18 protein-coding genes are annotated in these 16,695 nt (G+C 42.4%); 6 read left to right on the forward strand and 12 right to left on the reverse strand.

Going from position 1 to position 16,695, the window contains the following annotated elements:
- The first annotated feature begins 53 nt into the window (after positions 1–53).
- Positions 54–398 (forward strand): DUF488 domain-containing protein, encoded by a 345-nt coding sequence (locus tag ACFQWC_RS11665; RefSeq protein WP_377107429.1) that lies wholly within the window; start codon positions 54–56, stop codon positions 396–398.
- Between the two features lie 327 nt (positions 399–725).
- Here ACFQWC_RS11665 and ACFQWC_RS11670 read toward each other — a convergent pair whose 3' ends face one another.
- From ACFQWC_RS11670 to ACFQWC_RS11680, 3 genes are all read right to left on the reverse strand, one after another.
- A complete protein-coding gene (locus ACFQWC_RS11670; protein WP_299745133.1) occupies positions 726–1,256 on the reverse strand; it encodes a ribonuclease FAU-1 family protein in 531 nt (176 codons plus the stop codon).
- Between the two features lie 166 nt (positions 1,257–1,422).
- On the reverse strand, positions 1,423–1,764 hold the full coding sequence (locus ACFQWC_RS11675) for a zinc ribbon domain-containing protein YjdM (protein ID WP_299744668.1): 342 nt from the start codon (positions 1,762–1,764) through the stop codon (positions 1,423–1,425).
- A gap of 297 nt (positions 1,765–2,061) precedes the next feature.
- Positions 2,062–2,562: a GNAT family N-acetyltransferase gene (locus tag ACFQWC_RS11680; protein ID WP_377107432.1), complete on the reverse strand. Its 501-nt coding sequence runs from the start codon at positions 2,560–2,562 to the stop codon at positions 2,062–2,064.
- Positions 2,563–2,811: 249 nt separating this feature from the next.
- On the opposite strand from ACFQWC_RS11680, the gene ACFQWC_RS11685 reads away from it, so the two are divergent.
- The 3 genes from ACFQWC_RS11685 (at position 2,812) to ACFQWC_RS11695 (ending at position 5,932) form a co-directional block, all read left to right on the forward strand.
- The gene (locus tag ACFQWC_RS11685) at positions 2,812–3,195 is read left to right on the forward strand and encodes a GntR family transcriptional regulator (RefSeq protein ID WP_341357653.1); all 384 of its coding nucleotides are present in this window, start codon (positions 2,812–2,814) and stop codon (positions 3,193–3,195) included.
- A gap of 4 nt (positions 3,196–3,199) precedes the next feature.
- Positions 3,200–4,303 (forward strand): DUF1648 domain-containing protein, encoded by a 1,104-nt coding sequence (locus ACFQWC_RS11690; protein WP_377107434.1) that lies wholly within the window; start codon positions 3,200–3,202, stop codon positions 4,301–4,303.
- Positions 4,304–4,513: 210 nt separating this feature from the next.
- The gene (locus ACFQWC_RS11695) at positions 4,514–5,932 is read left to right on the forward strand and encodes an alanine/glycine:cation symporter family protein (protein ID WP_299744656.1); all 1,419 of its coding nucleotides are present in this window, start codon (positions 4,514–4,516) and stop codon (positions 5,930–5,932) included.
- Between the two features lie 37 nt (positions 5,933–5,969).
- On the opposite strand, the gene ACFQWC_RS11700 is transcribed toward ACFQWC_RS11695, so the two are convergent.
- The gene (locus ACFQWC_RS11700) at positions 5,970–6,173 is read right to left on the reverse strand and encodes a hypothetical protein (RefSeq protein WP_299744653.1); all 204 of its coding nucleotides are present in this window, start codon (positions 6,171–6,173) and stop codon (positions 5,970–5,972) included.
- 346 nt (positions 6,174–6,519) lie between these two features.
- Between ACFQWC_RS11700 and ACFQWC_RS11705 the strand changes: the two genes are divergently transcribed.
- Positions 6,520–7,389, forward strand: a complete 870-nt coding sequence (locus tag ACFQWC_RS11705) for a DMT family transporter (protein WP_377107437.1) — start codon at positions 6,520–6,522, stop codon at positions 7,387–7,389.
- Positions 7,390–7,641: 252 nt separating this feature from the next.
- Here the strand turns inward: ACFQWC_RS11705 and ACFQWC_RS11710 are convergent, their stop codons facing one another.
- The 4 genes from ACFQWC_RS11710 to ACFQWC_RS11725 all read right to left on the reverse strand — a co-directional run bounded on the left by ACFQWC_RS11710 (position 7,642) and on the right by ACFQWC_RS11725 (position 12,186).
- Positions 7,642–8,745 carry a PLL family lectin gene (locus ACFQWC_RS11710; protein ID WP_341357651.1) on the reverse strand — a complete coding sequence of 368 codons (1,104 nt, stop codon included), beginning with the start codon at positions 8,743–8,745 and terminating at the stop codon, positions 7,642–7,644.
- Between the two features lie 220 nt (positions 8,746–8,965).
- A complete protein-coding gene (locus ACFQWC_RS11715) occupies positions 8,966–9,250 on the reverse strand; it encodes a thiamine-binding protein (protein WP_299744645.1) in 285 nt (94 codons plus the stop codon).
- A gap of 350 nt (positions 9,251–9,600) precedes the next feature.
- Positions 9,601–10,866, reverse strand: a complete 1,266-nt coding sequence (gene hflX, locus ACFQWC_RS11720; RefSeq protein WP_299744642.1) for a GTPase HflX — start codon at positions 10,864–10,866, stop codon at positions 9,601–9,603.
- A 468-nt stretch (positions 10,867–11,334) separates the two neighbouring features.
- On the reverse strand, positions 11,335–12,186 hold the full coding sequence (locus ACFQWC_RS11725; RefSeq protein WP_299744639.1) for a CBO0543 family protein: 852 nt from the start codon (positions 12,184–12,186) through the stop codon (positions 11,335–11,337).
- 153 nt (positions 12,187–12,339) lie between these two features.
- Here ACFQWC_RS11725 and ACFQWC_RS11730 point away from each other — a divergent pair, with 153 nt between their 5' ends.
- Positions 12,340–13,359 (forward strand): DUF3231 family protein, encoded by a 1,020-nt coding sequence (locus ACFQWC_RS11730; protein ID WP_299744636.1) that lies wholly within the window; start codon positions 12,340–12,342, stop codon positions 13,357–13,359.
- A 106-nt stretch (positions 13,360–13,465) separates the two neighbouring features.
- Here the strand turns inward: ACFQWC_RS11730 and ACFQWC_RS11735 are convergent, their stop codons facing one another.
- From ACFQWC_RS11735 to ACFQWC_RS11750, 4 genes are read right to left on the reverse strand one after another with little or no spacing between them, the layout of a single operon-like run.
- Positions 13,466–14,410: a hypothetical protein gene (locus ACFQWC_RS11735; RefSeq protein ID WP_377107440.1), complete on the reverse strand. Its 945-nt coding sequence runs from the start codon at positions 14,408–14,410 to the stop codon at positions 13,466–13,468.
- Positions 14,407–15,501: a hypothetical protein gene (locus ACFQWC_RS11740; RefSeq protein WP_377107442.1), complete on the reverse strand. Its 1,095-nt coding sequence runs from the start codon at positions 15,499–15,501 to the stop codon at positions 14,407–14,409. The genes ACFQWC_RS11735 and ACFQWC_RS11740 overlap by 4 nt, the downstream gene beginning before the upstream one ends.
- Position 15,502: 1 nt before the next feature.
- Positions 15,503–15,949, reverse strand: coding sequence for an anti-sigma factor (locus ACFQWC_RS11745; protein WP_377107444.1), 447 nt, complete (start codon positions 15,947–15,949; stop codon positions 15,503–15,505).
- Positions 15,946–16,476, reverse strand: coding sequence for a sigma-70 family RNA polymerase sigma factor (locus tag ACFQWC_RS11750; protein ID WP_324748414.1), 531 nt, complete (start codon positions 16,474–16,476; stop codon positions 15,946–15,948). Before ACFQWC_RS11750 ends, ACFQWC_RS11745 begins: the two co-directional genes overlap by 4 nt.
- Positions 16,477–16,695: the final 219 nt, after the last annotated feature.

The following is a 16,695-nucleotide window of genomic DNA, read 5'->3' on the forward strand; positions in this document are numbered from 1 at the left end:
ACTGAGATTCAATTTATCCTTTAAGTATACCGACTGCGAATGGAGGACGAGAAATGTCTATTGTTCTAAAGAGAATCTATGATGAACCTCCTCGTCTAGGGGGCCACCGGATATTAATCGACCGGGTTTGGCCACGTGGCATTTCAAAAGAGGATGCCAATCTTGATGCTTGGATGAAAGAGATTACGCCCAGTCCATCTCTAAGAAAATGGTTCAATCATGATCCGCAAAAATTTGAGGAGTTTAAACAAGCCTACAAAGATGAAATCAATCAAGATAAGGAAAAACAAAGTAAGTTGCAAGAACTAAAAGAAATGGCGACAAACGAACGCTTAGTTCTTCTATACGGTGCAAAAGATGAGCGTCATAATCATGCCGTTATTCTAAAAAAATGGTAGAAAATGGATGATAGATGAGGGACGGACCTCCAATCAGCATAAACCTTAATTAAGACAAGGATTATACTTTTTGGAGGTCCGTCCCTCTTTAATCAAATACTCTCAATCAATAGATAGATCCCCGTATATAGCAGGAGTACGCATGTAAATATATGTAACATTTTCGGGTTAATTTTACTACATTCTCCTTTCTTTAAAATAGATTCCTTTTCGACTCCACCCATAAACCAATCTCAACGATTAGAAACATTAACACGATGGGAATGTTCAAGGATTTTCTTCTTTTTTATTATTGGTATAAAATCCGGCATACTTTTCACTGTATCATCAGATCCAAGAATGAAGATCTTCATGAGGAAAATTAATTGTTGTCTCGGATATGATTTGAGGAAGAAGGGTATCAAGATCATTTAATAATCCCTGTAAAGATTCCTTAACAGAACCAGCCTCAAATTCTTCCAATGGTAAGGGTAACTCATCTTCGTCCAACACGTAAGCTTCTCCATTGGGCAAAACCAGCACATCGATAATCAAATCCTCAAACGATACTATCCCATCAGTTATGTATGAATTTTTAACAATATTAAAATAGGAACCTAAATATTTCCCCTTTTGATCTCTCCAGATATACAGATTATAAGGTCGATCTTTCCAGTAATAAGCCAGGGTATAGCTGCCTTTAGAAATGGTTAAGCTTGACCGATTCGCTGTCATCGTAAAGTTTTCTACTATTTTATGAAAAAGAACAATGTCTTCACTTCCTACATGCAACAGCCGACAATGATGTTCCACCACTTCTGAGTCATAGCGGATCTTTCTTTCAATAATAGAATCACCAACCTGGATGGCTCCTCCCATTGGATACCCACTCACCAAACATCACTCCTTCGAGATAATATACCAAACTGCCACATCACGATAATTGTATCACCTAAAGAGAGGGACGGACCTTCAATCAGCATAATCCCCATTAAAACAAGGCTTATAACTTTTTGAAGGTCCGTCCCTCTCTCTTTACTCATTCTTATATCTTTTTAACAAATTCAGATTTTAGTTTCATGGCTCCGAAGCCGTCTATTTTGCAGTCGATGTCGTGATCGCCTCCCACCAGGCGGATGTTTTTCACTTTGGTTCCCATCTTTAGGACGGATGAGCTTCCTTTTACTTTCAGGTCTTTAATGACTGAAACGGAGTCACCATCGGTTAGGACGTTTCCGTTTGAGTCTTTGACAACCTTTTCGTCTTCATTCGTCTCTGGTGCTGCTTCTGCCGTCCATTCATGAGCGCATTCCGGACAAACGAACAGACTTCCATCTTCGTATGTATATTCTGAATTACATTTTGGGCAATTAGGCCACTCTGACATTGTTTTATTTCCCCCTGTTGATGATTATGCTATTTTTGAAAGACTACGCGTATCATTATACCTAATGTAGGGCGTGTTTGTTATGTATATCCTATTGATTTTATAGTACAGCGCTTGAAGACGAATACACTACACAAGTGAAAATGTCAGCCCGGCAGACATCAACCTGCTAAACTGACACTTTTCTATTCTCTAATAAGACACACCGGGACGGACCTCTAATCGTTAAAAACACCATAATAAATGGATATTTAATCGTTTAGAGGTCCGTCCCTCACAGCATTTTATCTTAGTCTCCTAAATCTGTTTATAGTAAATGATCGTTGCCTCTAATTCCCCGAAAGGTGACGCTGCGTAGTCAGGAATCCTTCCACCCTGAACAAATCCGAGGGAAGTATATAAGTGATTTGAAGGGGCTCCCTCTACCGTATCAAGTACAAGCAAGGTCCGTCCCTCCTCTTTCGCTCTCTCTTCCGCCTTTTGCATAAGCCTGCGGCCAATTCCCTTTTGACGGAATTGAGGATGTACCATCATTTTAGCGATTTCCGCTCTATTTTTCCCGTTCTGCTTCGTACATAAATGGATTTGTACCGTTCCCACAATTCGATTATCCATCTTTGATACTAATAGAATGATATTTTGATCGAGTGCATTTTGCCAATAATTCATCGCTGCAGAATGGGCAAGCGGTGATAAGAAACCAATCGACGCCCCATCATTCACTACGCTTATTAAAAGCTCGGATAGTTCACGTAAATGACTTTCTATCATTGTCAGTTCTTCAATTGTTTGATTCATAGCCAACATCATCACCTCACGAATTTACATAGTTACACTTCTATATTTCATTACAGAAATCCTACTACGGCAACCGGATTGTCAGATTATGTGACAAACTTTCCTCAGTATAACCTTCAGATAATATACTCAAATTATAACGAGAATTCCCTCCTGTATCTAACTTTTTTTGGAAAATATGTGCTTTTGTTATATTATATATAGAACAATTCTGTTATACTAAACGTATAACAATTAGGAGGTAAAACCTTGTTTATCCAAATTGAATCTCAATCAGTTGTACCGATCTATGCTCAGGTGAGAAATGGCATTATGGAAGGGATTGTACGTGGTGAGTTAGTACCTGGCGACGTGCTTCCATCCGTCCGTGCCCTTGCTGCTGACCTCGGTGTGAACATGCATACGGTGAATAAAAGCTATCATGAATTGGAGAGCAAGGGAGTGATTCAGATAGTTCCCAAGTCAGGGGCTGTTATTTGTCCACCTTCAGTAGATGGGATTGCATCATTAAGAATAGATCAGATTTCAGGTGAATTGCGACCGATTTTGGTGGAATCCCTTGTGCTTGGAATGAAAGAAGATGATATTAAGGATTTAGTCACATCCATTATTTCAAAAGTTAAGGGGGAATAATTTTATGGAAATGACACTTTTAATTGTTACGGTCGGGTTTCTAATGGTGATGCAAATCGCCATTCCTTTTATTGTTAAACGGACGGTGGTGTTTGGTGTAACGATCCCTGTTGACGAAATAAGGAATGAGCAATTACTTCGATACAAAAAAATCTATGCTGTATCAATATTTTTCATTTCAATTCTGGTGTTAGCCCTATATTTTATATGGTCGACGGGCATTACACCTACAGAAAATCACCTTATCTTTGCAGGGCTATTCCTTCCATTCGTGATCCTGTTCATATCCTTATCACTGTACTTTTATTTTCATGTGAAAGTAACAGGGCTTAAAGAACAGGAACAGTGGTTCAAAGATCGCAAGCAGGTAAAGGTTTCAGAATTGAACATTCGTACGAAAGATGAAATGCTTCCTTGGATTGTATTTACGATTCCAATAATCATTACAGTAGGATTGATCGTGTTTACATCAGTGAACTACAGTTCTTTCCCTGATCAGATCCCTGTACACTGGGGACCCGATGGACAACCGGATTCATTCACACCAAAAAGCTACTTATCTGTCCTGACATTGCCTTTTGTACTGTTAACGATGAGTTTCATGTTTCTGGGGATCAATGAATTAACAAGAAACTCCGGTATTAAGTTGAGTGCAGGAAATGTGAAGGCATCCCGAGTTCGGCAATTGCGTTTGCGGAAATACACAAGCTGGCTCTTGTTCTTCATCTCCATTCTTATTTCCATGCTGTTTACATTCTTACAATTTACCACTCTCTACGAAAACAGCGTCAGCGATTTATTAATCATCATCATGCCGCTTGCCTTCTCAGCCCTTGTTTTGATAGGGACGGTCCTTCTGGCTGTCAAAGTAGGCAAAAAAGATTCGGATTTTGACATAGAAGTGATCGATGAAAATTCCGGTGAAATGATTAACGCTGATGAAGACCAATACTGGAAGGGCGGACTCATCTACTTCAACCCGAACGACCCCTCCATTTTCGTAGAAAAACGCTTCGGAGTCGGCTGGACCCTGAACTTCGCCCGGCCTCTGGGCTACATCATCTTAGTCGGACCTCTGCTGGTCATACTGATTATTACACTAATTTAGTAGTTTTGAGGGACGGACCTCCTAACAGATAGCGATGGCGTAGTATTAACGTTCTTCGCGATTAGAGGTCCGTCCCTCCTACTACTAAAAAAGGCTCAATCTCTGGAAATTCGACTTTTGTTATGGACAGATTGTTCGGAATACTATATAAATAGTAGATGGAAACTCACAAAGAAAACGTTTACAACTTGAGACGACAAGGAGGATTCTATGTTAGATGTGCTAGACAAGATTAATTCATTCTTATGGGGGACACCAAGTTTAGTACTGTTATTTGGGACAGGCCTTTTCTTGACTTTTATGCTTAAAGGGCTGCAGTTCAGAAAGCTATTGTATGCATTTAAACTTGCTTTTACAAAAGAAGAACCCTCTTCTTCTGCTGACAAATCGGAAGGAGATATCAGTAACTTCAAAACGTTGATGACAGCTCTGTCAGCGACAATCGGTAACGGAAACATTGCCGGTGTTGCGACGGCATTGACGATTGGCGGACCCGGGGCCATTTTCTGGATGTGGGTTGTCGGCCTACTCGGTATGGCGACGAAATACGCAGAAGCGCTGCTTGCGATGAAGTACCGTGTGAAAAATAAAAACGGTGAATACTCCGGAGGACCGATGTATTACGTTGAAAAAGGTCTCGGAAGCAAGTGGAAGTGGCTTGCTGTTGCGTTTGCTTTATTCGGTGCATTTGCTGCCCTGGGAATCGGAAACAGCGTACAGTCCAATACGATTGCAGACGTCATGACATCAAGCTTTCAAATTAGCAATCTCGTAACAGGAATCGTTTTAGCCGTCCTGACAGGTTTGATCATCTTTGGAGGGATTCAACGGATCAGTACCGTCGCGTCCTTCTTTGTACCGATCATGGCATTCCTGTACATTGGCGGTTCATTGATCATCATCGTACTGAATTATGACATGATCATTCCGGCATTTGAAATGATTTTCTATTATGCGTTTAATCCTGTAGCTGCAGCTGGTGGTTTCACCGGGATCATTATCAGTGAAGCGATCCGCAGCGGGGTTTCACGTGGGATTTTCTCCAATGAGGCAGGACTTGGTACGGCTGCATTGATTGCAGGTAATGCGAAAACCGATCATCCGGTTAAACAGGCACTTGTCGCCATGACGGGTACGTTCATTGTGACAATCGTCGTCTGTACGATGACGGGGCTGGTCCTCTTGATCACAGGCTTCTGGGATCCGACAGGAGGAGCGATATCGGGTGTCGAGCATGCACCAAGTCTTGACGGCGGAGCACTGACGAGTGCGGCATTTGGACACGCCCTCGGTACTGTCGGGGAATACATCGTATCGTTCTCCGTCATCTTCTTCGGATTCTCGACGATCGTTGGCTGGTATATGTACGGCGAGAAATGCTTCGAGTATTTGACAAATTATCGTTTTGCAAACTCCTACAGACTCATTTACATTTTAGCAACCGGACTTGGTGCCGTTGCAAACCTGGAACTCGTATGGGCATTCGCTGATATGTCTAACGCCTTGATGATGATTCCGAACCTGATCGCCCTTATTTTACTTTATAAGGTCATCGTTCGTGAAACGAATCATTACTTCAATGAATACATGCCTATGATGCAAGCTCAACCAAGGAAGAAAGCCAGTTAAAAAGAAACCCGGCGTGATGTGTGAATCATGCCGGGTTTTATATTTGTAGTATGATTTCATATTTACTGTGACTCCCGTGAATATGGGTAACTTCTTTTAAGGGATATCGTTTTTGGTAATTGCTTCGTCCTTTTTGTCTGTATCCTCGATGCTGCATCACTAACCGCTCCAAAACCTTGTTTAGATCCTCATTTTTTGCCTGCGTGATTTCATAAACTTCTTCATCGAGTTTAAAACGCATGGTCATTTCTCCTTTCCCAATTTGGTAGAGTACCCACTTACCCATCATTTGGACATATACTTTGCCAATTCCTTCATTATATAAAAAAAACCAACCCTATTTACACTCTAAACCGTCCCGTTTTGAGGTGCTGGAACCTTAGATGAATCATCCCTTCCTATTGCATGAGAGCTAAATTAGGTTTAAGTAAGGAAAATAAAAGGAATCACCATTAACACCTCTATTAATCTACATATGTTTAAGCAGGTGCGAATAGAGGATTTCTTGGTCTTTACATTTCCGTTATTAAGGTCAAGCTGGGTTAGCTCTAAAATTCGAAGCATAATTTATCTTTAGGAGGCACACGATGAAATTTGCAGGTATAGGTTTAGTTATGCTGGCCGCTATATGCTGGGGCATTAGTGGGGGGATTGCCGATGTTTTAATGAACAAGGGATGGGATCCCATTGTGATCTCACTTTACAGGGGGGTTGTTGGATTTATATGTTTTTTTGTGTGGTTTCTCCTTCGCTTTAGACAAAATCGGGGCATCTCTACCCGTTTATATATATGGTCTCTAATTGCAGGTGTTGGTTTTGCTGGAAATTTCACTTTTTATTTTCTAAGTATCGAAGCCTCAAGCGTTGCGGTTGCCGCTACTTTAATGTACACCGCACCTGTGTTCGTCCTATTAATCTCCTTCTTATTACGAATAGAAGATTCTACTTGGTTTAAATGGGGCTGTATTACCGGGGTTCTTTTGGGGATCATCCTGCTTACAGGTGCCTACAATACTGAATCGATTTCAGTGAGTTTTTTAGGTATGGCGGCGGGACTTGCTGCTGGCCTTTCCTATGCTTTGTTTATATTCGGGTTTAAAAATGCGTCTTCTATCGGAAACCCACACACCACGCTAACCATTGCTTTTTTTTCATTTTGTCTCATCCTTTTTCTCTTTACGGATAAGGGTGAAGCAGCTGCTGTGTTGGCGTCAAGGGATATAGGATGGTTTTTACTTTTAGGGATCCTCGGGGCTGGACTGTCCTTTATATTGTATGTGACTGGAATTCGATGGACCACTCCGGCAAATGCTTCGATGGTCGCTATGGTAGAGCCGGTGACAGCCTCATTATTTGGCGTTCTGGTTATCGGGGATCAATTGACGGGCATTCAAATTGTTGGCATGGTGGTTATACTGGTTACGATCACCGTACTTAGCGTGAAGCAGTCCGACTGAGAAAGTGGACCACCTCTAACCGAATTAATTTGAACTCATTTATTTTTGTGGAACGAAATTTTTCCAGTGAAAAACGGTTCATAAAATTAAAAGTAACGGTCAATCGTTCTGCCTTCACTAATAATAAGTGGAATGACCCATGAGATAGAAATAAACGTCCTGTGACAATTCACAGGACGTTTTTAATGGCGTTTATAGGTTATGCACTCCAAAAAAGAACGGATTATTTACACACAGGGACGGTACCATCCATCAAGCATACCACTTATGCCACATATGATCATTTCTGCCTCTTACAAAGGCATCCACTCGGTTACGGCCCCAGGACACTGCTCCCGGTGAAGAACGAACGCCTCCTCTTGGTGCTCCAAGGTCTTCCCAATTACTCCAGCGGGAACCATTCCACCATTTGTGCCACATATTGTTGTTGTCACCACGGACAAAGGTATCGATCCGGTTCGGGGCCCATGATGATGCTGCGGGAGCGCCTTCGAATCCTCTAGGCGGTGAGCCCAGGTCCTCCCAGTTACTCCAGCGGGAACCATTCCACCACTTATGCCACATCCGGTCATTGTTTCCTCTTACAAAGCAATCGATTCGATTCGGCCCCCAGGATACAGCACCTGGTGAATCCCTCAAGCCGCCTCTTGGAGCACCAAGGTTTTCCCATTGGCTCCATCGGCTTCCGTCCCACCATTTATGCCAGAGATTGTTGTCATTCCCTTGCACGAAAACATCGAGACGATTTGCTTGCCATGACGCAACCGTCGGATCTCCCTTAAACCCACGTGGTGGTCCCCCAAGGTCTTCCCATTCATTCCATCTCGAGCCATCCCACCACTTATGCCAAAGTGTATCCCGATTCCCTCTGACAAACGTATCAATACGATTCGGCCCCCAAGACACGGCCGCAGGCGAACTCCTTAAACCTCTTCGCGGAGCTCCAAGATCTTCCCAATTACTCCAGCGGGAACCGTTCCACCATTTGTGATACATTCTATCGTTCTCACCTCGAACAAACGTATCCAAGCGGTTCGCCTGCCAGGAAGAAACGGCCGGTGACCCCTTCATCCCCCGCGGCGGTGCACCAAGGTCCTCCCATTCTCTCCAGCTTGCCCGCCAATCAAATGGATCTTCGTAGACAGGTTGGTCATAGAATCCCTGATAAGGATCATAATAGTTAAGCTGTTGTGGATAATACGTGAACTCACGTGGTTGTTCGTATGGTGGATAGAACTGTTGATAAGTATGTGGCAACAGACCATCTTCATAATGGTTTCTGACTTCTGGCCAATACGGATAGCATTCTTGTTGAACATCATACGGTATCACAGGATATCGTCGTGGAAAAAACATACTGCATCCCTCCTCAGCATTACTTTATGCAGGAGCCCAGGTCGAGGAGCAGGTACAATTATTTACATTGAATAACCTCCACTTATACACTTTGTATAAAATAGAACTTGCTCGCTTGAACCAAAGATAATGAAAGAGGTATACAATCTTTACTATAAAAAAAGAAGCACCAAAACATAGGTGCTTATCATCATACTCTATATTTAATTGAAAGTGGTCTTCACACATCCTTCTTTTTATCTGCGATAGATACTCCGTCTGATTTATAATGCATTTTGATATTGGTGAAAACCTCAGTTGCTCCGTGTTGTATCCCTACTTCCTGGCTTTCTTTAATAACGCTCATAATTTTATCATATTCACCTTCGACCACCGTTTCCATCGGCCCTACTTCGTATGTTAAACCCGATTCTTTTACCACTTCGATCATTTTGGGGATAATTCCATTTGTATCCACGTCTTTTCCGTTTGGCATAGTTTGAAATCCTACTGTTAATGTTGGCATCTGCATGCTCCTTTCTCGACTAGTTCTATACTTCTACCTCCCTCCACAAATAAATAAACATGTAGAATATTACTGAAATGTACGTAAACCTCTTTATTGCTCGAAGTCCAGCGTCTCCAAGACATTTTCACTGCCCATATTCTCTCAAGCATCGGCTCTCGGCAGGGCTGCCTTATACAACTGGTAACAGAAAGCCGTTGTTTCCTTTTGTAGTGGTAAACTTTTCATAAATAGGTCTAAAAGGGATGAGTAGGTGCACCAGAATTCCGGTCTCATCTTAAATCTGGTAGCTTTATATGAAATAAAATAAAACAGGACCTTGTGATTAGAAAAGGTCCTGTTTTTCCTGGTTATTCTTGAATGACAAACTGTTGATATTTTTCAAAGTCACTTACCTTGCACTCAAGGGTCATTATCGTTCCATTTTCTTCATACTCGGTTTCTAACACATTCGCATTCTCATTAAAATAAGAAATCAAATGTCCTTTATCAAATGGGATCAGCATTTGACAGCGTTTATAGTCCTTAAAAATATAACTTCTCACCACTTGAAGCAGCTCGTCGATCCCGAGTCTATTTTTTGCGGAAAAATAAATGCGGTCCTTTTCCACTCTGGGTATCTCTTCTCCCATCAGTTCGGCTTTGTTAAACGCGTAGATGACGGGTATATCACCTATCCCCAGTTCTTCAAGGGTTCGATCAGTCACCTTCATCAATTTCTCGTAGTGAGGATCGGAATAATCGACAACATGAATGATGAGATCGGCCTCCACGACTTCTTCAAGAGTAGAACGGAACGCCTTGACCAGCTGATGGGGCAGTTTGTTAACGAACCCAACCGTATCTGTCAGGAGAAATGCCTTTTTGTCCGGTAAGGTGATATTCCTCACCGAGGTTTCAAGGGTCGCGAATAGCATATCCTTTTCAAACACTTGCTTGTTCTCGTTTGGATGGAACTTTTCTACGAAAGCGTTCATAGTCGTCGATTTCCCTGCATTTGTGTATCCGACGAGGGATACGACGGGAATTTCACTCTTTCTACGCTGCTTACGTTGTGTGCTACGCAAATCAACAAGCGAATCAAGCTCTTTATTCAACGTTGTGATTTTCTCTTCAATTCGGCGTCGATCTAGCTCGAGCTTCGTTTCACCCGCACCACGATTTGCGAGTCCAGATCCTCCTCCTTGACGGCCTAATGACTCACGGCGTCCAATCAAACGCGGCAGCATATATTGCAGCTGAGCTACCTCCACTTGAAGTTGCGCTTCCCGGGTTTTCGCACGTTCTGCGAAGATATCGAGAATCAACATCGTCCGGTCCATGACCCGAATATCGAGTTTCTCCTCAAGGACACGAATTTGCGAAGGAGACAGCTCATCATTGGAAATAAGCACCTCCGCTCCCCATTCTTCAATGAGTGGCAGGAGCTCTTCAATTTTCCCCTTACCAATATAATGAACATGATTCGGTCGGGGCAGGTTTTGAGTCAGTTCACCGACTACATCAATATGCCTAGCTTCTGCCAATCCATTCAACTCAAGCATCGAATATTCGAAGTCATTATTCTTATCCTTTGTATTAACGCCTATGGCGATTGCTTTTAAACGTTCTTCCATTACTTCGTCACTTCCTATCTTTTAGTAGGTACAGAAAAAAGCACAGGCCCCTGCCTGTGCTTTTTGTAAATGGATTTGAATAAACCGCTGGCGCATGAAGAAGACCGCATTTTCCCCTGGCGTTTTCCCAAGAAAACACACAATATGGCACCACTCGGCAAATATTCAATTCTATTCTTTAAGAAAACAAGAAAGAGGAGCCAATTAGCCTCCCTTTCCTTCATTCAACGTCCAATGAAGAATTCCTTTAAAAATAGTCAGACCGATCCCATTTACCCTGCACACAGGCAGAGCCTTTGAACATATTCAATTAAGCGTTCAAATTGCGGATGCGTAGTCTGATTAAAATCAAAAGGAAAACCCCCATTTCTCATAAATTATTACCATCTTACCACAAACAACTGAGGATGGGAAGATATGGTTTGAGGGACGGACCTCCAACAAGTATAATCCAAGCTAACACCTGGCTTAGAGGTCCGTCCCTCGCTTCATATACCGGAGGATACGCAGGTTCAGCCAAGATAGGAGGAGGATAATCGCAAATTGGATGATGGAGAGAGACAGGTTCCAATTGTTGGTGTGAAAGAGGTTGAGTGCTGCCGTGCATTGTTGAATCACACTTAGGACTGCAATCCAAACAAGGTATCTCCATAGAGTGGGATGTTTCGATTGCCTGCTCAGAAAAATCAAAAGTGGAACACATACCACTATCCACCGATAAAAGAAATCAACCGGATGTACATCTTTCACAACATAATAATATAGCTCATATTTCCCCTTCAATACGGCATCTATAAACAAATTCATATATAGAATGAAGAATAAGCTTCCGTACCACTCCAGTGGGGACAAATGAAAGTACGTTGTCTTTACATCGCGCAATTTATCAACGAATCGAAAATTAAATAACAAGATCAGAAACAAAATAGGATAAATCGGAACCGAGTATATCAATCTCCAGCCACTGTATTGAAAGAAGGAAGAATAGTGGGCGGCAAAAAACTCATAACTTAACGCAAATAGTGACCAGCCCAGTATGTACATCCCCTTGACGATCACATTCTTCTTTGCAGGAAATAAAGCTAGAAACAGGATATTAATCGCTGGGTAAATGCCAATTGCACCTACAAAATCAATCCAGTCCACCCCTGCTTCGAAATAGGAATATAACTTGAACATTCCACCCAAAATGGAATCTGCAAATAAAGCTAAATAAACCGAAAACAAAGAGGTGACGTACATCGCGATGATTGAAAGCCTTTTTCTTACCATATAAACTAAACCATTCAGGGCAAAGATTGTTATCCACATCAATAGCATAAACATCATCCCAGACATTCTTATAATGTCTTCATTATTGACATATCTCATGGGAATGTATTCTAAAAACCACCAATACCACCACCATAAATAATTCTTTAAAGACAAATCCATACTAATGTATACATTCACTGAACAGTAGGAGGCGTATACATGTCACTTCATCCCAAAACAAATTTAACCTCAGCTGAAATGGCCACTCTTTGGTCCACCTATCAAAGCGACACTTTGGCCCTTTGTGTATTTGAATATTTTATTGCAAAAAATCAGGATCCCGATACAGCATCCATTCTTCGCTTAGCACAAGAAAAATCTGAACTGCACATTGAATTCATCTCAAGCATTTTCAAAGAAGAACAAATCCCTATCCCTGTTGGATTTTCAAAGGAAAAGGACGTATTCCCTGATGCCCCGTCCATTTATGGCGACACCTTTTTCTTGATGTATCTACGGCAAATGGCCAAGGTTGGAATGATTACCTATAGTGGAGCCCTTGCCCTGACCGTGAGAGAAGACATTCTTGAGTTCTTTCAACAAGCCCTTCAGTTTTCTGGTGACCTCTACAAAAAAACGACGGAAACTGGAAAAGAAAAAGGAATATTAGTCAGACCTCCATATATTGATTATCCTGAAAAGGTTGAGTTTATCAAGGAAAAATCATATATGAGCTCCAGCCTGAATCCATTTGTCAATAGACGGCCGCTGAATGCCATTGAAATCTCCCATCTCTTCCTTAACACGGAAACCAATTTACTCGGGAGCATGATTGCTACAAGCTTCGCTCAAATGGCGCAATCAAAGGAAGTAAGAAAATTCATGACCAGGACACAGGAAATTGCTCAAAAGCACCTCAATATCTTCAGTGATGCACTGATCAATAACGATATGCAGGCTCCCATGTCTTGGGATACCAATGTCAAAGCTTCAACCACCGCTGCTTTTTCAGATAAATTGATGATGTTCCACACCACCCTGATAAGCAATGCCGGGATGGGGAACTATGGTACAGCTGCAGCAGCAAGTATGAGAGCTGACCTGGTATCGAATTATTTCAGACTCATACTCGAGGTCGCTGAATTAGGTAAAAGTGGCGCGGACATCATGATCGATAACGGTTGGCTGGAAGAACCACCTCAGTCTGCTGATCGAAAAAAGTTGGCGGAGGATAAGTGATGAGGTCCGTCCCTCATCACGTTAGATCACTAAAGAAAAACCTCCAAATCAGCTCTATTCCAATTGATTTTCAAGTGGAATGATGGAAGATTTGGAGGTCCGTCCCTCAGTTCTGGATCGATACATTTACTTGATCGGAATGGGAGATGGTGATGGGGTGTTGTCCGGTTCCCAGTTTGAGGGTGGCGGATTTGTTTGGGATGCCTTCGTCTTCTATTCCTTCTTCTTCTGATTCAGGTACATTTGCTTGTTCTAGAAATTGCCACTCGGCGTCCTCCCCCTGTATGTCCCCTACATTTTCGGCATTGATGGTCAAATCTTCGGATGAAGGAAGAACCAGGTTGACCATTCCTGAGCTTGATACTTCCCATGAGCTTGAAAGGGTTCGCGGCTTTAATGTGACGTCGTTATAGTTACTGGAGATTTCCAAGGACTTTGATGCCGGAACGACGAGTGTAGCCTGCATTTCCTGACCAGATTGTCTCCATCCATTGGACTCAGGAAGACCCTTTAGGGTGATAAATAATGTGTCTCCTTTTTGTGTTGTCAGTAAATAATCTTCAGGCTTCGAAAAGAATGGCCGATCTCCCGAGAAGGTTCCTCGATACGTACCAAACACACTCACTTCTTTATCTGTAACGGTTTCAATCGTTATCGGATAGTAACTGGAATCAACGACAATCCGCTTCACATCATCACCAACCTGATGGTTATAAGATGGAAGGTCCGCTGTTTTCACTTCAGAATCAAAGAACGCTTGCATCTGTTCCATCAATCCTGTTGCCTGCAGAACGGTAAATCCGATTCCCAGCGTCCCAATGACAGCCACAAAGATAATACTTAAAAAATCATATTGTAATATCGGTTTTTCCTGCCTGGATAGATACAAGTATACTAAGATTTCTGCCCCTAATACGATCAACAGCACCGGCCACCAACCTGCCAATACATAGGCTGAATCCCATTTTAACAACTGTGAAAACAGCAGGAAAATTCCCAGGAACAAAAGGGATGCCCCCATTGATATAGATCCGACTCTCCAAGTTCTCATTCTGATACCTCCTCTTTTGAATGGGCTTTTTTACTTCCCGCCACCAATTTAATTCCTCCCCCTATAAGAAGAAGGCAAACAATCCCCGGCTGGATATAGTTATACATCACATGATAAAGATCAATTCCATACGTCTCTAAAAACGGTAGTGATAGGGGCATAAGGATGTTCGTTGCCAAGTAGTAGACCCCAAGCAGCATCAATCCGATTCCCACCCACTTCTGCTGATTGATTAAGTAAGACACGATCGGCGTATCTTCTAGAGGTTCCTTTCCGTGCTTAGAAGCCCGTTGCAATCCATCAAAGAAGCTGTAGAACCAGATGATCGGAACTAAGAATAGAAAAATCCCCAACCGAAGGACGTCCAATATATAGATGGAGAACAAGAACACCGCCATTAGCTGAATGCCCCGTCGTTGATATCCAAGGTACAGATGTCCCGCTCCAGGAAACATCGATAAAAATGTGGCGAATGCCTTACTCTTCCTCCCGCCTTCATGCTGGGCTTCCAGGTCTTCCAACACAGACCGATCCGTCAGCACTTCACCAGCCTGTTTTTTATTCAATAATTGCATGGTATCGAAGAAGTTGTATACCCATACGACAGGTAGAACGATCAGGAATACCATAAACTCCCCTCTCCCCGTCATCGCTGTTACAAACAGGATCATCGCAGCCACTCCGAGGAACGTTGCCAAAAATGTGACACCCCGGTTCATCAGTCCCAGTTGGAAATGACCGAGACCTGGGATCATGGAAAGGATGATGGTATAGAAGCGTTCGGTACTCAGCTCCCCTGAATCACTTTCTACCACCGGTTCTCGTGATGCTTCATTCGCTTTCAACATTCTGGATGCGACAAGTGCCGTATTAACGATACTGATGAGATATAATAGGAACGCAAATCCAATGGTGATAAAAGCAAAACCATCCCAGTTCAACACTTCCGCTCCCACGAATGCAACAGGAAATGACGCCATCAATACGAGTATAAACAGGACCCCTCTAAAAACCTTCCCTAAATACATTAATCCCACACCGGGTATAAAAGCCAACAAAAACGCAATGATCGGATTCTTCTTTTTATCCATCTTACTCTGCCTCCTGTTCTTCAATTTCTTCAACACTATCCAGTAAAGCCGTTGTTTTATTTAAAATATTTTCTGTAAACGAAGGCTGTTGATTTTTTTCAAAATCAGTCGTGATTTTCGTTAGTTCACCAAAAATACCAGATGCCATCAAAATCAGCGTCATCGCCGTAGCCAGCACATAATGAAACACCTTTTCCTCATACCACTGTTTTTTGACCGGCCTCATCACGGGATCCCTTTCAACCGGAATTCGCTCCATCACCTGTTCTGTATAGAGGGACGGACCTTCAATGGAAGGAAGCTCATCCTGAACCGCCTCGATTGCTTCCATATAAAGACTCATGCATTGATCGCAACTGTATAGATGCTCCTCGTATTCGGTTCGCTTATTATCATCCATTTCTTCTCTGGCGTAATTCTTCCATTCTTCCAACGCAATATGGCTCATATGAAATCCTCCTCCTTCCAATGCTTCCTCATCCATAGCCTTGCCCGGTACAGCTTTGTTTCAATCGTTTTCACCTGCACATGCTGTTCATTTGCAAGCTCCTGATAGGACTTTTCTTTTATGTAGAACCCTTCAATCACTTCTCTGTACGATTCGGGAACTTCTTCTAAATGCCTCAACACGAGCTGCTTTTGTTCTTTTCTTAGTAATCGTCTTTCTATAGCGTCCTCTGACTCTTTTACAGGGAGCTCGTCGACCAGCTCTTCCTCCTGTCTTGCCTGCCTTCGCTTACAATCAATGGCATGGTTCACCGCAATTCTCGTCATCCATGTCTTAAACCCTTGATGCCCGTACTGAGGGAGAGAGGTGTAAATCTTCATCCATACTTCCTGTGATGCATCTTCAGCATCTTTCTGATTTCTCAGAACCCCGAAGATGCATTTAAAAACATACTGCTTATGCATTTCGATCAACATCCGAAACGCATGCTCACTGCCATTCTTCGCCTTTTCAATTAGCGGATCCACCAACCTCTCTCCCCCTTTCTTGTGGTCTCATACTAATAGACGAAAGAAAATGGTGAATCCCTACAGTTTTTTAAAAATATTTTTTTGATGTTGGTGGTGCATGTTACATTTCATTGGATTCACAGCTGATCATCGCTCATAATTTCACGATTTGTGATTTCGCCGTTAAATTTTGGATTTCGCCGTTATATTGAAAATATCGCCGTTAAAATCAGGATT

Origin of the sequence: Rossellomorea sp. GCM10028870 (assembly GCF_042666755.1) — a bacterium.
Lineage (GTDB): Bacteria > Bacillota > Bacilli > Bacillales > Bacillaceae_B > Rossellomorea.